Here is a 16,140-nt window from a genome sequence, read left to right on the forward strand (position 1 = left end):
TCAACCATGTCACATTTGTTCATGAATACGATGATGAAAGGTACACCAACTTGGCGAGAAAGTAGGATGTGCTCACGTGTTTGTGGCATTGGACCATCAGTAGACGCAACAACTAGAATTGCACCGTCCATTTGAGCAGCACCAGTGATCATGTTTTTAACATAATCCGCGTGACCTGGGCAGTCTACGTGCGCATAGTGACGAGTTGGAGTGTCATATTCGATGTGAGAAGTATTAATCGTAATACCGCGCTCACGCTCTTCTGGAGCGTTATCGATTTGTGCGAAATCTTTAACTTCACCACCGTAAGTTTTAGTCAATACAGCAGAGATAGCAGCAGTTAATGTAGTTTTACCATGGTCAACGTGACCAATTGTACCTACGTTTACATGGGGTTTACTACGTTCAAATTTTTCTTTAGCCACGATATATTCCTTTCTTTTCAGAAAACTCGACTCTAAGTCGAGATAATAGCAATTAATTTATAACAATCACATTTTTCGCAGATTTACATGCGAGACTCTGTAATTGCCTTCGCGATATTTTGCGGCGCCTCAGAATACTTCAAAAACTCCATAGAGTAAGAAGCACGACCCTGAGTCGCAGAGCGTAAATCGGTCGCATAACCAAACATTTCAGATAAAGGTACTACGGCTTGAACAAGTTTAACGCCGGCAATGCCGTCATCCATACCTTCAATCAAACCACGACGTCTATTCAAGTCGCCAACCACATCACCCATGTAATCTTCAGGTGTTGTGACTTCCACTTTCATGCAAGGCTCGAGCAAAACAGGGCTTGCATCTTCGCAGCCTTTTTTAAACCCGATGGAACCTGCCACTTTAAACGCCATTTCATTTGAGTCCACATCATGATATGAACCATCAAATAAAGTCACTTTTACATCCAACACAGGGAAGCCGGCAACAACACCGTTTTTCATCTGTTCTTGAATGCCTTTATCTACCGCAGGAATGTATTCTTTAGGAACCACACCCCCGACGATTTCGTTCACAAATTCGTAGCCTGCACCTTCTTCTTGAGGTTCAAGCTTCAACCAAACATGACCGAATTGTCCACGGCCACCAGATTGACGTACGAACTTACCTTCAACTTCCACACTCGATCGGATAGTTTCACGGTATGCAACTTGAGGCTTACCTACATTACACTCAACATTAAATTCGCGACGCATACGGTCAACGATAATGTCTAAGTGTAGTTCACCCATACCAGAGATCAGCACCTGCCCTGACTCTTCGTCAGTTTCAACACGGAACGACGGGTCTTCCGCTGCTAATTTTTGCAACGCAATACCCATTTTCTCTTGGTCGGCTTTTGTTCTAGGCTCAACAGCGATTGTAATCACAGGCTCAGGAAATTCCATGCGCTCTAAAATTACTTTGTGATCCATATCGCACAAAGTATCGCCCGTTGTCACGTCCTTAAGACCAATAGCCGCGGCGATATCACCGGCGCGAACTTCCTTAATCTCTTGACGATCATTGGCGTGCATTTGCACCATACGGCCCACTCGCTCGCGTTTTTGCTTAACCGAGTTATAAACGCCTGCACCACTTTCTAACACGCCTGAATAGACGCGAATAAAGCTTAATGTGCCAACGAATGGATCGGTTGCAATCTTAAACGCTAATGCTGAAAAAGGTGCGTCATCATCCGCAGGACGATGAACTTCCTCTTCTTTCTCATTGATCCCCGCAATAGCAGGCACCTCAGTAGGAGAAGGAAGGTATTCAACAACAGCATCGAGAACGGCTTGTACCCCTTTGTTCTTAAAAGCAGAACCACAAGTGGCTAATACGATCTCATTGTTTAAGGTACGCTGACGTAATGCTGATTTAATCTCATCTTCAGACAAATCACCTTCTTCAAGGTATTTATCCATCAGTTCTTCTGATGCTTCAGCCGCGGCTTCAACCAAGTATTCACGCATTTCTGCGGCTTGCTCGGTCAAATCAGCAGGAATAGCCTCATAAGTGAAAGACGTGCCCTGATCGGCTTCAGACCAGTTAATGGCCTTCATTTTAATTAAATCAACAACGCCCTTGAAATTTTCCTCTGCACCAATATTCAATTGAATCGGTACACAGGTCGCGCCCAAACGGTTACGGATTTGCTCAACGACAGCATTAAAATCGGCTCCAGCTCGATCCATCTTATTGACGAATACGATACGAGGAACATGATATTTATCTGCTTGACGCCATACTGTCTCTGATTGAGGCTCAACACCAGAAGAGCCACAAAATACAACGACAGCGCCATCAAGGACTCTTAAAGACCGCTCAACTTCAATGGTGAAGTCAACGTGACCAGGAGTATCAATGATGTTAATACGGTGCTCAGTAAACTGGGCATCCATTCCGCGCCAGAAAGTAGTCGTTGCAGCTGAGGTGATGGTAATTCCACGCTCCTGCTCTTGCTCCATCCAATCCATAGTGGCTGCGCCATCATGAACTTCACCGATCTTATGAGACATTCCGGTGTAGAATAGAACACGTTCAGTGGTGGTAGTTTTACCAGCGTCAACATGAGCGCAAATGCCGATATTACGGTAACGCTCAATTGGAGTTGTACGAGCCACGATTTATACCCTCTTAGCTAAAACCTGAGTGATAGCAGTGTAAGTATGGCGTGGAAAAATCCACGCCAGAATATTACCAGCGGTAATGAGCAAACGCTTTGTTTGCTTCTGCCATACGATGCACGTCTTCGCGCTTCTTAACAGCAGTGCCTTTGTTTTCTGAAGCGTCTAGCATTTCACCTGCTAGACGTAAAGCCATAGATTTTTCACCACGCTTACGAGCAGCTTCAACTAACCAACGCATTCCCAATGCATTACGACGAACTGGGCGTACTTCACATGGTACCTGGTAAGTAGAACCACCCACACGACGAGACTTAACCTCGACAGATGGACGGACATTTTCCAGGGCTGCTTCAAGGATCACTAAATGCTCTTCGCCTTTTTTCTCAGCAACAACATCAAGTGCCTTATAAATGATTTTTTCAGCAGTCGACTTTTTGCCGTCCTGCATAATGACGTTGATGAACTTAGCCAACAACTCACTATTAAATTTTGGATCTGGTAGGATTTTACGTTGTCCTACAACGCGACGTCTTGGCATAACAATTTCTCCGTATGCTTCAGGGACCCCAAAACTGGAATCTCAAATTATCTAGCTTGGCCTTACTTAACGGAAAACGTTAAGACTTAGGACGCTTAGCACCGTACTTAGAACGACCTTGGCGACGTTCACTTACGCCTGCGCAATCGAGTGCTCCACGAACTGTGTGATAACGAACACCAGGTAAATCTTTAACACGACCACCACGGATCAGAATTACGCTGTGTTCTTGTAAGTTGTGGCCTTCACCGCCGATGTACGAAGTCACTTCGAAACCGTTAGTTAGACGCACACGCGCTACTTTACGTAGTGCTGAGTTAGGTTTTTTTGGTGTAGTAGTGTATACGCGAGTACAAACACCACGTTTTTGTGGACACGCATTCAACGCTGGCACATTAGTCTTATCGACTTTTGGGGCGCGAGGCTTGCGGACCAACTGGTTTACAGTTGCCATGTATAGCTCCGAATCAGTTGAAAGATTCAACAGTAAGGTGTGAAAAATCTATAGCCCACAGGTGTGGGACGCGAAATTTTAGAAAGGTAATGGCCTGCTGTCAAGAAATAGACAACTTTTAAGTGAAAATAGTTTAAAAAAAAGGCGCACAAGGCGCCTTTTGGTGTTTTTTAGCCTTTTTCAGTCTTAATCCGAGCTACCCGCAAGGTTAAGAAGATCAGCAAGATTTTGCTCTGCTTCACTGGCACTGATCACCGGCGTTTCATCAAGCTGACCATCAGGTTGCGCTTGTTGACGTTTCTGATGATATGAGTAACCCGTACCTGCAGGGATCAAACGACCTACGATCACGTTCTCTTTCAAACCACGAAGTTTATCACTCTTACCACCTACTGCCGCTTCGGTCAGTACGCGTGTGGTCTCTTGGAAAGAAGCTGCTGAAATGAAGGATTCCGTTGCAAGTGAAGCTTTCGTGATACCTAATAATTCACGTTCAAAACGCGCTGGTTGCTTGCCTTGTGCTTCTAATTCACGGTTAGCGATTTTCACACGAGACACTTCAGCTTGTTCACCCGCTAAGAATTGGCTATCACCCGCATCGGTTATCTCACACTTACGCAACATTTGGCGAATAATCACCTCAATGTGCTTATCGTTGATTTTCACCCCTTGTAGGCGGTAAACATCTTGTACTTCGTTAACGATATAGTTAGCCACATTATGGATACCACGTAAACGTAGAATATCGTGCGCCGCTTCTGCACCATCGGCAATAACCTCACCACGTTCGACTTTTTCACCTTCGAACACGTTCAAGTTACGCCATTTCGGGATCATCTCTTCATAAGGCTTGCTGCCATCTGAAGGGGTAATGATCAGGCGACGCTTACCTTTGGTTTCTTTACCGAATGAAATAGTACCCGAAATTTCCGCAAGAATCGCAGGCTCTTTTGGCTTACGCGCTTCAAACAAGTCAGCAACCCGTGGAAGACCACCGGTAATATCACGCGTTTTTGAAGACTCTTGTGGAATACGTGCTAATGCATCACCAACGTTAATCAGACCATTATCATCTAAGTTAACAATCGCGTTGCCTGGTAAGAAGTATTGTGCGGGTACATCCGTACCTGGGATCATAAGATCGCTACCATCATTTGCAAGCAAACGGATCATCGGGCGCATTTCTTTACCCGCAGTCGGACGTTGTGCAACATCAAGTACCACAATTGAAGACAGACCCGTCAGTTCATCAGTTTGACGTGTCATAGTCACGCCTTCAATCATATCGACAAACTTAGTGATACCCGCCACTTCAGTAATAATCGGGTGAGTATGAGGATCCCAGTTAGCAATCACGCTGCCAGCTTCAAGATGCGCATCTTCCTGCGCTTCTAGTACAGTACCGTAAGGCACTTTGTAGCGCTCTTTCTCGCGGCCAAGATCATCAATAATTGCAAGCTCAGATGAACGAGAAACAATAACCAGTTTACCTTCACTGTTAGTGACATACTTAGCATTGTGTAGTTTCAGTGTACCGGCATTTTTGACCTGAACACTGTTGGCTGCCGATGCTCTTGACGCCGCACCACCAATGTGGAAAGTACGCATCGTAAGCTGTGTACCTGGCTCACCAATCGATTGCGCAGCAACAACACCAATGGCTTCACCTTGGTTAATCAAATGACCACGTGCCAAGTCACGACCATAACACGCCGCACACACACCGAAGTCTGTATCACAACTGATCACTGAACGGACTTGAACTTCATCGATGGAATGTTCTTCAAGCAGATCACACCAAGTTTCATCGAGTAATGTATTACGAGGTGCAAGTACATTTTCAGTACCTGGATAACACACATCTTTTGCTACCACACGGCCCAATACGCGTTCGCGTAATGGCTCAACAACATCCCCACCTTCAATCAGCGGTTTCATTGTTAGACCTTCGTGTGTACCACAATCATCTTCAATCACCACAAGATCTTGTGCAACATCCACAAGACGACGAGTCAAATAACCCGAGTTAGCCGTTTTCAGTGCCGTATCGGCCAAACCTTTACGGGCACCGTGAGTTGAGATGAAGTACTGAGATACGTTTAGGCCTTCACGGAAGTTCGCCACAATTGGCGTTTCAATGATAGAACCATCGGGTTTAGCCATCAAACCACGCATACCTGCTAACTGACGGATCTGAGCAGCACTACCACGCGCACCCGAATCAGCCATCATGTAAATGCTATTGAAAGATTCTTGCTCTTCTTCCACACCGTCGCGATTGATCACTGTCTCAGTCGATAGGTTTTTCATCATCGCTTTAGAGACTTTCTCGTTGGCACTGGCCCAGATATCAATAACTTTGTTATATCGTTCACCTGCAGTCACCAAACCAGACTGGAACTGCTCTTGAATTTCGATAACTTCAGCTTCTGCATCCGATACCAGCGTGTACTTCTCTTCAGGGATGACCATGTCATCAATACCCACAGAAGCACCCGAGATGGTCGCAAAGTGGAAACCTGTGTACATCAATTGGTCTGCAAAGATAACAGTATCTTTAAGACCCAATTGACGGTAACAGGTATTCAATAATTTAGAGATCTGCTTCTTACCCATGTTCTGGTTAACCAGATCATAAGACAAGCCTTTAGGCAGAATTTGTGATAATAAAGCACGGCCCACTGTGGTATCCACAATACGGCGTGTTTTCACTTTTTCACCTAATTCATTGGTCGACGTTTCAGTAATACGGACTTTAACGCGAGCATGTAACTCTGCTGCACCTGTACGATAAGCCTTCTCAGCTTCCGCAACAGATTCAAACGCCATGCCTTCACCTTTACCGTTAATACACTCACGGCTGGTATAGTAAAGACCCAATACAACATCTTGAGACGGTGTGATCACCGGCTCACCGTTTGCAGGTGAAAGAATGTTGTTGGTTGACATCATCAATGAACGTGCTTCTAGCTGAGCTTCCAGCGTTAACGGCACGTGAACCGCCATTTGGTCACCATCGAAGTCAGCGTTATAGGCCGCACAAACCAAAGGATGCAGCTGAATCGCTTTACCTTCAATCAATACAGGCTCAAACGCTTGAATACCCAATCTGTGCAATGTCGGTGCACGGTTGAGCATCACTGGATGTTCACGGATCACATCATCCAAAACATCCCAAACTTCAGGCACTTCACGCTCAACCATTTTCTTAGCAGCTTTAATTGTGGTCGCTAAACCACGGCCTTCAAGCTTGCCGTAGATGAAAGGTTTGAACAGTTCCAATGCCATCTTCTTAGGAAGACCACATTGATGTAAACGCAAAGTTGGGCCCACAGTAATTACAGAACGGCCAGAGTAATCAACACGTTTACCCAGCAGGTTCTGACGGAAACGACCTTGCTTACCTTTGATCATATCGGCCAAAGATTTAAGCGGACGCTTGTTAGAACCCGTAATAGCACGACCACGACGTCCGTTATCAAGCAATGCATCGACAGACTCTTGTAACATACGCTTTTCGTTACGTACTATGATATCTGGCGCGGCAAGGTCAAGTAGACGCTTCAAACGGTTATTACGGTTGATCACGCGGCGATACAAATCGTTCAGATCAGACGTCGCAAAACGACCACCATCAAGTGGCACTAATGGACGAAGATCAGGCGGCAGAACCGGTAATACTTTTAGGATCATCCACTCAGGCTTATTGCCCGATTGGAAAAACGCTTCGATCAGTTTCAAGCGTTTGGTCATCTTCTTACGACGTGTTTCTGAGTTAATTGACGGTAACTCTTCACGCATCATCTCGATTTCTTTTTCAAGATCGATACCACGTAGTAATTCTAAAACGGCTTCTGCACCCATTTTAGCTTCAAACTCATCACCGTACTCTTCCAATGCATCCAGATAGTTTTCTTCTGTTAGCATTTGGCCACGCTCAAGGCTGGTCATGCCAGGCTCGATAACGACGAATGATTCAAAATACAATACGCGCTCAATGTCACGTAATGTCATATCTAGCATTAAACCGATACGAGACGGTAATGACTTCAAGAACCAGATATGAGCAACGGGGCTTGCAAGATCAATGTGACCCATACGCTCACGACGTACTTTAGTCTGGGTAACTTCAACACCACACTTTTCACAGATCACACCACGGTGCTTAAGACGCTTATATTTACCACATAAGCATTCGTAATCTTTAACAGGACCAAAGATCCTTGCACAGAATAAACCTTCACGCTCAGGCTTGAACGTACGGTAGTTAATGGTTTCTGGCTTCTTAACTTCACCAAATGACCAAGAGCGGATCAGATCTGGCGACGCTAGGCCAATTTTGATCCCTTCGAATTCTTCAGTCTTGCTTTGCTGTTTCAGAAACTTTAATAAGTCTTTCACGTTTCTCTCCTGAAGGAGTTAAACCGGGTGCGCCACTTTAGCTGTGACGCACCGTTTTTTGTTGCCAAACTAGAGGGTTAATCCAGTTTTACTCTTGATCCAACTCGATATTAATACCGAGTGAGCGGATCTCCTTCAACAATACATTGAAGGACTCTGGCATACCTGGGCTCATCTGATGATTACCGTCAACGATGTTCTTATACATCTGTGTACGACCATTCACATCATCTGATTTGACCGTTAGCATTTCTTGAAGCGTGTAAGCGGCACCGTATGCTTCTAGTGCCCATACTTCCATCTCACCGAAACGCTGACCACCAAACTGCGCTTTACCGCCGAGTGGTTGCTGAGTCACCAGACTGTAAGAACCTGTTGAACGAGCATGCATCTTATCATCAACCAAATGGTTAAGTTTCAGCATATACATGTAACCGACAGTCACGGCACGCTCAAATTCATTACCAGTACGGCCATCAAACAATTTACGTTGACCAGACTCAGGTAATCCAGCAAGAGTCAGCATTTGCTTGATCTCTTTTTCTTTCGCGCCATCAAACGCTGGCGTAGCAACTGGAATACCGCCTTTTAGGTTCTTAGCAAGACGGATCACTTCATCATCAGTGAAAGAGTCGATGTCAACACGTTGCAGTACATCATCACCTAACTCATAGACTTCTTTGATGTAATTACGCAGTTCGGCCAACTCGCGCTGCTCTTCAAGCATACTGGTAATGCGATTACCTATGCCTTTTGCTGCAGCACCAAGATGCACTTCAAGTACCTGACCTATGTTCATCCGTGATGGTACACCTAGCGGGTTCAACACGATATCAACTGGATCGCCATTTTCATCGTAAGGCATGTCTTCAACAGGACAAATCTTAGAGATCACACCCTTGTTACCGTGACGACCCGCCATCTTATCACCAGGCTGAATCGTACGTTTAACGGCTAAGTAAACCTTAACAGTTTTTAAGACGCCAGGCGCTAAATCATCACCTTGAGTGATCTTACGACGCTTAATTTCAAACTTCTTGTCGAAATCGGCTTTAAGCTCTGCATGTTGCTCGCTTAATTGCTCAAGTTCAGTTTGCTTCGCTTCATCATCTATGCTTTGTAGCAATAACTGTGAACGTGGAATCGTTGCAATTTGAACGTCGCTTAAACCTGTGCTGGCAAGCAGTTTACGCGCGCGGCCATAAACGCCTTCTTCCAAAATTTGGAACTCTTCGGTGAGATCTTTTCTCGCTTGGGCGATATGCATCTCTTCGATTTCAACAGCACGCTTATCTTTCTCAACGCCGTCACGGGTAAATACCTGTACGTCAATGATAGTTCCTTTCACTGAGTTAGGAACGCGTAATGAACTGTCTTTAACGTCAGAGGCTTTTTCACCGAAAATAGCACGTAGCAGCTTTTCTTCTGGTGTCAGTTGCGTTTCACCTTTTGGTGTCACTTTACCAACAAGAATGTCACCACCTTTCACTTCTGCACCAATGTATACGATACCTGACTCGTCTAATTTAGACAGAGCAGACTCACCAACATTTGGAATATCAGCGGTAATTTCTTCGCTACCTAATTTGGTATCACGGGCCACACAAGAAAGCTCTTGAATGTGGATAGTGGTGAAACGATCTTCTTGCGCGACGCGCTCAGAAATGAGAATCGAATCCTCGAAGTTATAGCCGTTCCAAGGCATGAAGGCGATACGCATGTTTTGACCCAGCGCTAAATCACCTAAATCCGTTGAAGGACCATCAGCTAATACATCACCACGAACCACAGGTTCACCGACGCTACAACATGGACGTTGGTTGATACAAGTGTTTTGGTTCGAGCGGGTATATTTGGTCAAGTTGTAGATATCGATACCGGCTTCACCTGGGGTCAGCTCAGCTTCGTTAACTTTAACAACAATACGGCTGGCATCAACATACTCAACAAAACCACCACGCTTGGCCGCAACCACCACACCTGAATCGACCGCTAATGTACGCTCAATACCGGTACCCACTAACGGCTTATCCGCTTTTAATGTAGGTACAGCTTGACGTTGCATGTTCGCGCCCATCAAGGCACGGTTAGCATCATCGTGTTCAAGGAATGGAATAAGTGACGCCGCCACAGAAATAATTTGCTGTGGAGAAACATCCATATATTGCACATCGGCTGCACGCATAAAGGTTGCTTCACCTTTATGACGACACGCGATTTGCTCTTCTAACATACGACCATTAGCATCAAGCTCAATGTTCGCCTGTGCAATAACATAACGCCCTTCTTCAATTGCCGATAAGTAATCCACTTCATCAGTGATCACACCATCAACTACTTTACGATAAGGGGTTTCAAGGAAGCCATAAGAGTTAGTGCGGGCAAAACTCGCAAGCGAGTTAATCAAACCAATGTTTGGACCTTCAGGGGTTTCGATTGGACATAAACGACCATAGTGAGTCGGATGGACATCTCGAACCTCAAAACCTGCACGCTCACGAGTCAAACCACCTGGACCTAATGCAGAAATACGACGTTTATGCGTCACTTCTGATAGCGGGTTGTTTTGATCCATAAACTGAGACAGTTGCGAAGAACCAAAGAATTCTTTCACTGCAGCAGAAATCGGTTTAGCGTTGATCAAATCCTGAGGCATAAGCTCATTAAGATCACCAAGACTTAAACGCTCACGTACGGCACGTTCTACACGAACAAGACCCACACGGAACTGGTTTTCAGCCATTTCACCAACACTACGAATACGACGGTTACCTAAGTGGTCGATATCATCAACTTCATCATTACCATTACGGATCTTGATGATGTTTTTCATCACGGCAACGATATCTTCTTTACTTAGAATACCTTCACCTTCATCGTCTTCAATGCCTAGACGACGGTTGAACTTCATACGACCGACTTTAGATAAATCATAACGCTCTTCACTGAAGAAAAGGTTATTAAATAAGGCTTCTGCTGCCTCTTTAGTTGGTGGCTCGCCTGGACGCATCATGCGATAGATTTCAACCAAGGCCTCTAAACGGTTAGTGGTTGAATCGATACGCAGCGTATCAGACATGTAAGCACCGTTATCAAGTTCATTGATATACAAGGTGCTCACTTCTTTAATACCCGCTAACGAAAGCTTAGCAAGATCTTCTAGACCAATTTCAGCATTGGCTGAAACAAGGACTTCACCCGTATCGGGATCAATATAATCCTGACCTGCAATCTTACCAACAATATATTCAACAGGGACTTCAAGTTCTGTGGTATTTGTTTTTTCTAATTGACGAATATGGCGCGCCGTAACCCGACGTCCTTTCTCAACTAAAACAGTTCCTTCAGCATCTTTAATATCATAACTTGCCGTTTCACCGCGCAAACGCTCGGCGACAAGATCCATCACTAGTGTATCTCTTTTAACTTTGAAATTAACACGAGTGAAGAAGATATCAAGAATATCTTGAGTCGAATAATCCAATGCGCGCAAAATGATTGACGCAGCCAACTTACGACGACGGTCAATACGAACAAATAAAGCATCTTTTGGATCAAATTCAAAATCTAACCATGAGCCACGGTAAGGAATAATACGTGCGTTATACAGTACCTTACCTGATGAATGTGTCTTACCACGATCATGGTCAAAGAATACCCCTGGGCTACGATGTAGCTGAGAGACAATAACACGCTCAGTACCGTTAATCACAAAGGTACCGTTGTCAGTCATAAGAGGGATATCCCCCATATAGACTTCTTGTTCTTTAATATCTTTAACTGTACCTGGTGCGGCTTCACGGTCATACAATACCATACGCAATTTAACACGTAGTGGTGCAGAGTACGTGATACCACGGATTTGACATTCTTTCACATCAAAAACAGGCTCGCCTAGCTTATAGCTGACATATTGCAGCTCTGAATTACCAGAGAAGCTTTTGATGGGAAAAACGCTACGGAAAGCCGCTTCAAAACCGCGCTCCCCTGTAGGATCTTGATCGGTGAACTTTTTAAATGAGTCCAACTGAATTGACAAAAGATAAGGGATGTCCAGTACTTTTGGACTCTTACCGAAGTCTTTGCGAATACGCTTCTTTTCAGAATAGGAGTAAACCATGGGTTTCCTCTGATTGCGGAATGTGACCAAGACTACATTAATATTGTCTGTACAATGATAATGTAGCAACGTTTGCCCATCACCGTTGAAAGCAAGAACCTAACCAGTAATCTCTGCTAGGAACTGCAACATCTGGCGATAAACGGTGAATAAAAATCGCCTGCACCTACAGCGCAAAAAAGGCCGACAGTTCAAAAAACCGCCAGCCTTCACCCGATTGAGTCGGGCTTAGCAAGTTATATTATAACTTACTTAATCTCTACTGCAGCACCAGCTGCTTCTAGATCAGTCTTAAGCGCTTCAGCTTCTTCTTTAGTGATAGCTTCTTTAACAGCTACTGGAGCTGATTCAGCCATACCTTTAGCTTCTTTCAGGCCAAGACCTGTCGCACCACGAAGTGCTTTAATGACTGCAACTTTGTTGTCGCCGTGTGAAGTAAGGATCACGTCGAATTCTGTTTGCTCTTCAGCAGCAGCGGCTTCGCCACCACCAGAAACAACAGCTGCAGCTGCAGATACGCCGAACTTCTCTTCCATTGCTTCGATTAGTTCAACAACTTCCATTACAGACATTTCTGCAAAAGCTTCTAAGATTTGGTCTTTAGTGATAGACATAACAAAAAATTCCTAAATGTTCTGAATTCAATTCAATTAAGCGGCTAATAAAATTATGCTGCTTCTTCTTTTTGATCGCGAAGGGCGGCCAAAGTACGTACAAACTTGCCAGCAGATGCTTCTTTTAGAGTCATCATTAACTGAGCTAGTGCTTCTTCGTAAGTTGGTAGTTTCGCTAAACGATCAATATTCGTTGCAGGGATGAATTCCCCTTCAAAGGCTGCTGCTTTTACTTCAAATAGCTCTTGCTCTTTAGCAAAGTCTTTTAAAAGACGTGCTGCGGCACCTGGGTGCTCGTTAGAGAAAGCAAGTAAAGTAGGACCTGAGAACGTTTCGTTTAGGCACTCAAATTCTGTACCTTCAAGCGCACGACGAGCCAAAGTATTACGTACAACTTTAACGAATACTCCGTTCTCACGAGCGGCTTTACGTAAACCGGTCATAGCACCCACAGTTACACCACGTGAATCGGCAACAACTGCAGATAAAGCACCTTTGGCAACTTCGTTGACTTCAGCAACAATCGCCTTTTTGTCTTCGAGTCTTAATGCCATTGGCTTTACTCCTGGATTCTATCTAGGGAAACCCCTAGTAATTACCATATTCGCTATCAAATGACAGCGAATGACTTACGGCGCGAATATCCAGAAGAGAAAAATCTATCTGGGGTCCGACACCGTCTACGTAGGAAATTAAGTTACACTTTACAGCTAACACCTACGGTCTTGGACGGAGGTCAAAGTGAGCGCTAAACGCCACTTAATTGACCTCAACCCGACAAAGTGCGCGCATTATAGACTAATTCGCACAGTTTGTAAATTTACTTAACGTCAGCTAACGTACTTTGGTCAACGGTAACACCGGCGCCCATAGTCGTAGAGATGCTAACTTTCTTAAGGTATACACCTTTAGCAACCGCTGGCTTGGCTTTTTTCAATGCACCAAGTAGGGCTTCTAAGTTTTCCTTAAGTTGAGCTGGCTCAAAATCCACTTTACCGATAGTAGTGTGGATGATACCGTTCTTATCATTACGGTAACGAATTTGACCCGCTTTTGCGTTCTTAACAGCGTCTGCAACATTTGGTGTTACAGTGCCTGTTTTAGGGTTAGGCATCAAGCCACGTGGGCCTAAGATTTGGCCTAATTGACCCACAACGCGCATTGCATCTGGAGATGCAATCACAACGTCAAAGTCAATTTCACCCGCTTTAACTTGTGCAGCAAGCTCGTCCATACCCACTAGCTCTGCGCCAGCAGCAGTTGCCGCTTCAGCGTTAGCACCTTGAGTAAATACAGCAACACGTACATCGCGACCTGTACCGTGTGGCAACACAGTTGCACCACGAACGTTTTGATCAGATTTACGTGGGTCAACACCTAGGTTAACCGCAACATCAACACTTTCAACGAATTTTGCAGTGGCTAATTCTTTTAGCAATGCAACCGCTTCATTGATATCATAGCTTTTAGTCGATTCGACTTTTTCGCGAATAAGACGCGCGCGTTTAGTTAGCTTTGCCATTATATTAATCCTCTACTACCAAACCCATTGAACGCGCAGTACCTTCAATTGAGCGAGTCATCGCTTCAATATCAGCACCAGTCATATCAGCCGCTTTCATTTCAGCAATTTCCTGAACAGCGTTGCGCTTAATAGTACCCACTTTTTCAGTGTTAGGACGACCAGAACCTGACTTCAGACCTGCTGCTTTTAACAACAAGAAAGAAGCTGGAGGCGTCTTAGTTTCAAAAGTGAAAGAGCGATCAGTATAAACAGTGATCACAACAGGAATAGGCATGCCTTTGTCGAACTTTTCAGTACGCGCATTGAATGCTTTACAGAATTCCATGATGTTGACACCTTTTTGACCCAAAGCTGGACCAACTGGTGGCGACGGATTCGCAGCGCCTGCTGCAACTTGCAATTTGATGTAACCATCAACTTTCTTTGCCATGAGACATTTCCTCAAGTTTGGGTTCAAACGCCATCAGCCCAACGCCGATAAGCTCCCCCGAAAATAATGGAGGCGAATTATATATAAATTCGCCTCCGTTTCCAAATACTTTTGCGCTTAATTTAATCAGTTTATTAAATTAGCTTTTTTCGATTTGTGAGAAATCAAGTTCAACCGGAGTAGAACGACCAAAAATCATGACCGATACTTTCACACGACTCTTCTCGTAATCGACTTCTTCAACGGTACCGTTAAAATCAGCGAAAGGTCCGTCAATCACACGAACAATCTCACCCGCTTCAAACATGATGCGATGTGTTGGAGATTCCGTTGTTTCTTGAAGGCGCTGCAAAATAGCATCGGCTTCTCTATCAGAGATAGGCGCCGGCCTATCAGAGGTTCCACCAATAAAGCCCATCACACGGGGAATACTTTTCACTAAATGCCAGCTTTCATCGTTCATCACCATTTGGACTAATACATAGCCTGGGAAAAACTTACGCTCACTCTTGCGACGCTGACCCGCACGCATTTCCACCACTTCTTCAGTCGGTACCAAGACCTCACCGAAGTAGTGTTCCATGTTATGCATTTTGATATACTCATTCAACGATTTACATACTCTGCTTTCATAACCAGAGAATGCTTGAACTACATACCATCTTTTTTTAGCTTCAGTCATTCGAGATGCCTATACGCCTGTAATAAAATTAACAATTTTCAGTAATACTGCGTCCAACCCCCAAAGGATCAACGCCAAAATACCTGTTGCAGCTAACACGATAAACGTCGTGTTGAGTGCTTCTTGACGCGTAGGCCAAATAACTTTACGGACTTCGATTTGCGATTCACGCGCAAACGCAAGAGCCTGTTTACCTTTCACTGTTTGTAGCGCAATAAAACCTGCAACGGCAAATGCAACAATAACGCCTAGCGCGCGCACGACTACACTTACTTGATCAAACATTTGATTGCCTACAATAGCGGCGGCCAATAGCACTATGACTATGCCCCACTTAAGAATATCCAGAGAGTTACTCTGGCTTTCAGTATTTGTTGTCATCGGTTAATTCCGTTACTCACTATGAACTATAAATAAAGTCCTGCTGACAAAAAATTTAAGACTTTACTCAGTGAAATTTCTCAGTCAGCCCATAAAATCCGAACTGACATTCCACTATACAGAGATAGTATAAATTCAGAGGGTCTAAAATCGGCCATAGATTGTATTCTTATTCCACTACTTTGGCAAGAATACAAATCAAATTGGCACAATTCTACGTCATATTACCTAATATTATCTATACGAACAAAAAAGGCAGCCTAAGCTGCCTTTTTTGTTCAGTAAGATGAGTCACGATTAAGCAACGATCTTAGCTACAACACCCGCACCTACTGTACGACCACCTTCACGGATAGCGAAGCGTAAACCTTCGTCCATCGCGAT

At 44.5% G+C, this 16,140-nt stretch carries 13 protein-coding genes; all 13 read right to left on the reverse strand.

The window, feature by feature from the left end:
* On the reverse strand, positions 1-425 hold a 425-nt coding region (locus tag Q0791_RS21595), incomplete at its 3' end, for a GTP-binding protein (protein ID WP_299011123.1).
* Between the two features lie 83 nt (positions 426-508).
* Positions 509-2,605 (reverse strand): elongation factor G, encoded by a 2,097-nt coding sequence (fusA, locus tag Q0791_RS21600; RefSeq protein WP_299011124.1) that lies wholly within the window; start codon positions 2,603-2,605, stop codon positions 509-511.
* A gap of 73 nt (positions 2,606-2,678) precedes the next feature.
* Positions 2,679-3,149: a 30S ribosomal protein S7 gene (gene rpsG, locus Q0791_RS21605; protein WP_299011125.1), complete on the reverse strand. Its 471-nt coding sequence runs from the start codon at positions 3,147-3,149 to the stop codon at positions 2,679-2,681.
* 79 nt (positions 3,150-3,228) lie between these two features.
* Positions 3,229-3,603 (reverse strand): 30S ribosomal protein S12, encoded by a 375-nt coding sequence (rpsL, locus tag Q0791_RS21610; protein ID WP_012327264.1) that lies wholly within the window; start codon positions 3,601-3,603, stop codon positions 3,229-3,231.
* A 186-nt stretch (positions 3,604-3,789) separates the two neighbouring features.
* Positions 3,790-8,004, reverse strand: a complete 4,215-nt coding sequence (gene rpoC / locus Q0791_RS21615; protein WP_299011127.1) for a DNA-directed RNA polymerase subunit beta' — start codon at positions 8,002-8,004, stop codon at positions 3,790-3,792.
* 88 nt (positions 8,005-8,092) lie between these two features.
* A complete protein-coding gene (gene rpoB / locus Q0791_RS21620; protein ID WP_299011129.1) occupies positions 8,093-12,124 on the reverse strand; it encodes a DNA-directed RNA polymerase subunit beta in 4,032 nt (1,343 codons plus the stop codon).
* 248 nt (positions 12,125-12,372) lie between these two features.
* Positions 12,373-12,738, reverse strand: coding sequence for a 50S ribosomal protein L7/L12 (gene rplL, locus Q0791_RS21625; RefSeq protein ID WP_299011130.1), 366 nt, complete (start codon positions 12,736-12,738; stop codon positions 12,373-12,375).
* A gap of 53 nt (positions 12,739-12,791) precedes the next feature.
* Positions 12,792-13,292 (reverse strand): 50S ribosomal protein L10, encoded by a 501-nt coding sequence (gene rplJ / locus Q0791_RS21630; RefSeq protein WP_299011131.1) that lies wholly within the window; start codon positions 13,290-13,292, stop codon positions 12,792-12,794.
* Positions 13,293-13,558: 266 nt separating this feature from the next.
* Positions 13,559-14,260 carry a 50S ribosomal protein L1 gene (gene rplA, locus Q0791_RS21635; RefSeq protein ID WP_299011132.1) on the reverse strand — a complete coding sequence of 234 codons (702 nt, stop codon included), beginning with the start codon at positions 14,258-14,260 and terminating at the stop codon, positions 13,559-13,561.
* A 4-nt stretch (positions 14,261-14,264) separates the two neighbouring features.
* Positions 14,265-14,693 (reverse strand): 50S ribosomal protein L11, encoded by a 429-nt coding sequence (gene rplK / locus Q0791_RS21640; RefSeq protein WP_299011134.1) that lies wholly within the window; start codon positions 14,691-14,693, stop codon positions 14,265-14,267.
* A gap of 139 nt (positions 14,694-14,832) precedes the next feature.
* Positions 14,833-15,375, reverse strand: coding sequence for a transcription termination/antitermination protein NusG (gene nusG / locus Q0791_RS21645; protein WP_299011137.1), 543 nt, complete (start codon positions 15,373-15,375; stop codon positions 14,833-14,835).
* A gap of 9 nt (positions 15,376-15,384) precedes the next feature.
* Positions 15,385-15,756: a preprotein translocase subunit SecE gene (gene secE, locus Q0791_RS21650; RefSeq protein ID WP_299011139.1), complete on the reverse strand. Its 372-nt coding sequence runs from the start codon at positions 15,754-15,756 to the stop codon at positions 15,385-15,387.
* A gap of 297 nt (positions 15,757-16,053) precedes the next feature.
* Positions 16,054-16,140, reverse strand: an 87-nt coding sequence (locus Q0791_RS21655; protein WP_299003488.1) for a hypothetical protein, incomplete at its 5' end; no start/stop codon positions are given.

This window comes from uncultured Shewanella sp. (assembly GCF_947495455.1).
In the GTDB taxonomy this organism is placed as follows: Bacteria; Pseudomonadota; Gammaproteobacteria; order Enterobacterales; family Shewanellaceae; genus Shewanella.

Coding starts and splice junctions, on each gene's coding strand:
- rpsG (WP_299011125.1), bottom strand. CDS start 3,149: ATGCCAAGACGTCGCGTTGTAGGACAACGTAAAATCCTACCAGATCCA.
- rpsL (WP_012327264.1), bottom strand. CDS start 3,603: ATGGCAACTGTAAACCAGTTGGTCCGCAAGCCTCGCGCCCCAAAAGTC.
- rpoB (WP_299011129.1), bottom strand. CDS start 12,124: ATGGTTTACTCCTATTCTGAAAAGAAGCGTATTCGCAAAGACTTCGGT.
- rplL (WP_299011130.1), bottom strand. CDS start 12,738: ATGTCTATCACTAAAGACCAAATCTTAGAAGCTTTTGCAGAAATGTCT.
- rplJ (WP_299011131.1), bottom strand. CDS start 13,292: ATGGCATTAAGACTCGAAGACAAAAAGGCGATTGTTGCTGAAGTCAAC.
- rplA (WP_299011132.1), bottom strand. CDS start 14,260: ATGGCAAAGCTAACTAAACGCGCGCGTCTTATTCGCGAAAAAGTCGAA.
- rplK (WP_299011134.1), bottom strand. CDS start 14,693: ATGGCAAAGAAAGTTGATGGTTACATCAAATTGCAAGTTGCAGCAGGC.
- nusG (WP_299011137.1), bottom strand. CDS start 15,375: ATGACTGAAGCTAAAAAAAGATGGTATGTAGTTCAAGCATTCTCTGGT.
- secE (WP_299011139.1), bottom strand. CDS start 15,756: ATGACAACAAATACTGAAAGCCAGAGTAACTCTCTGGATATTCTTAAG.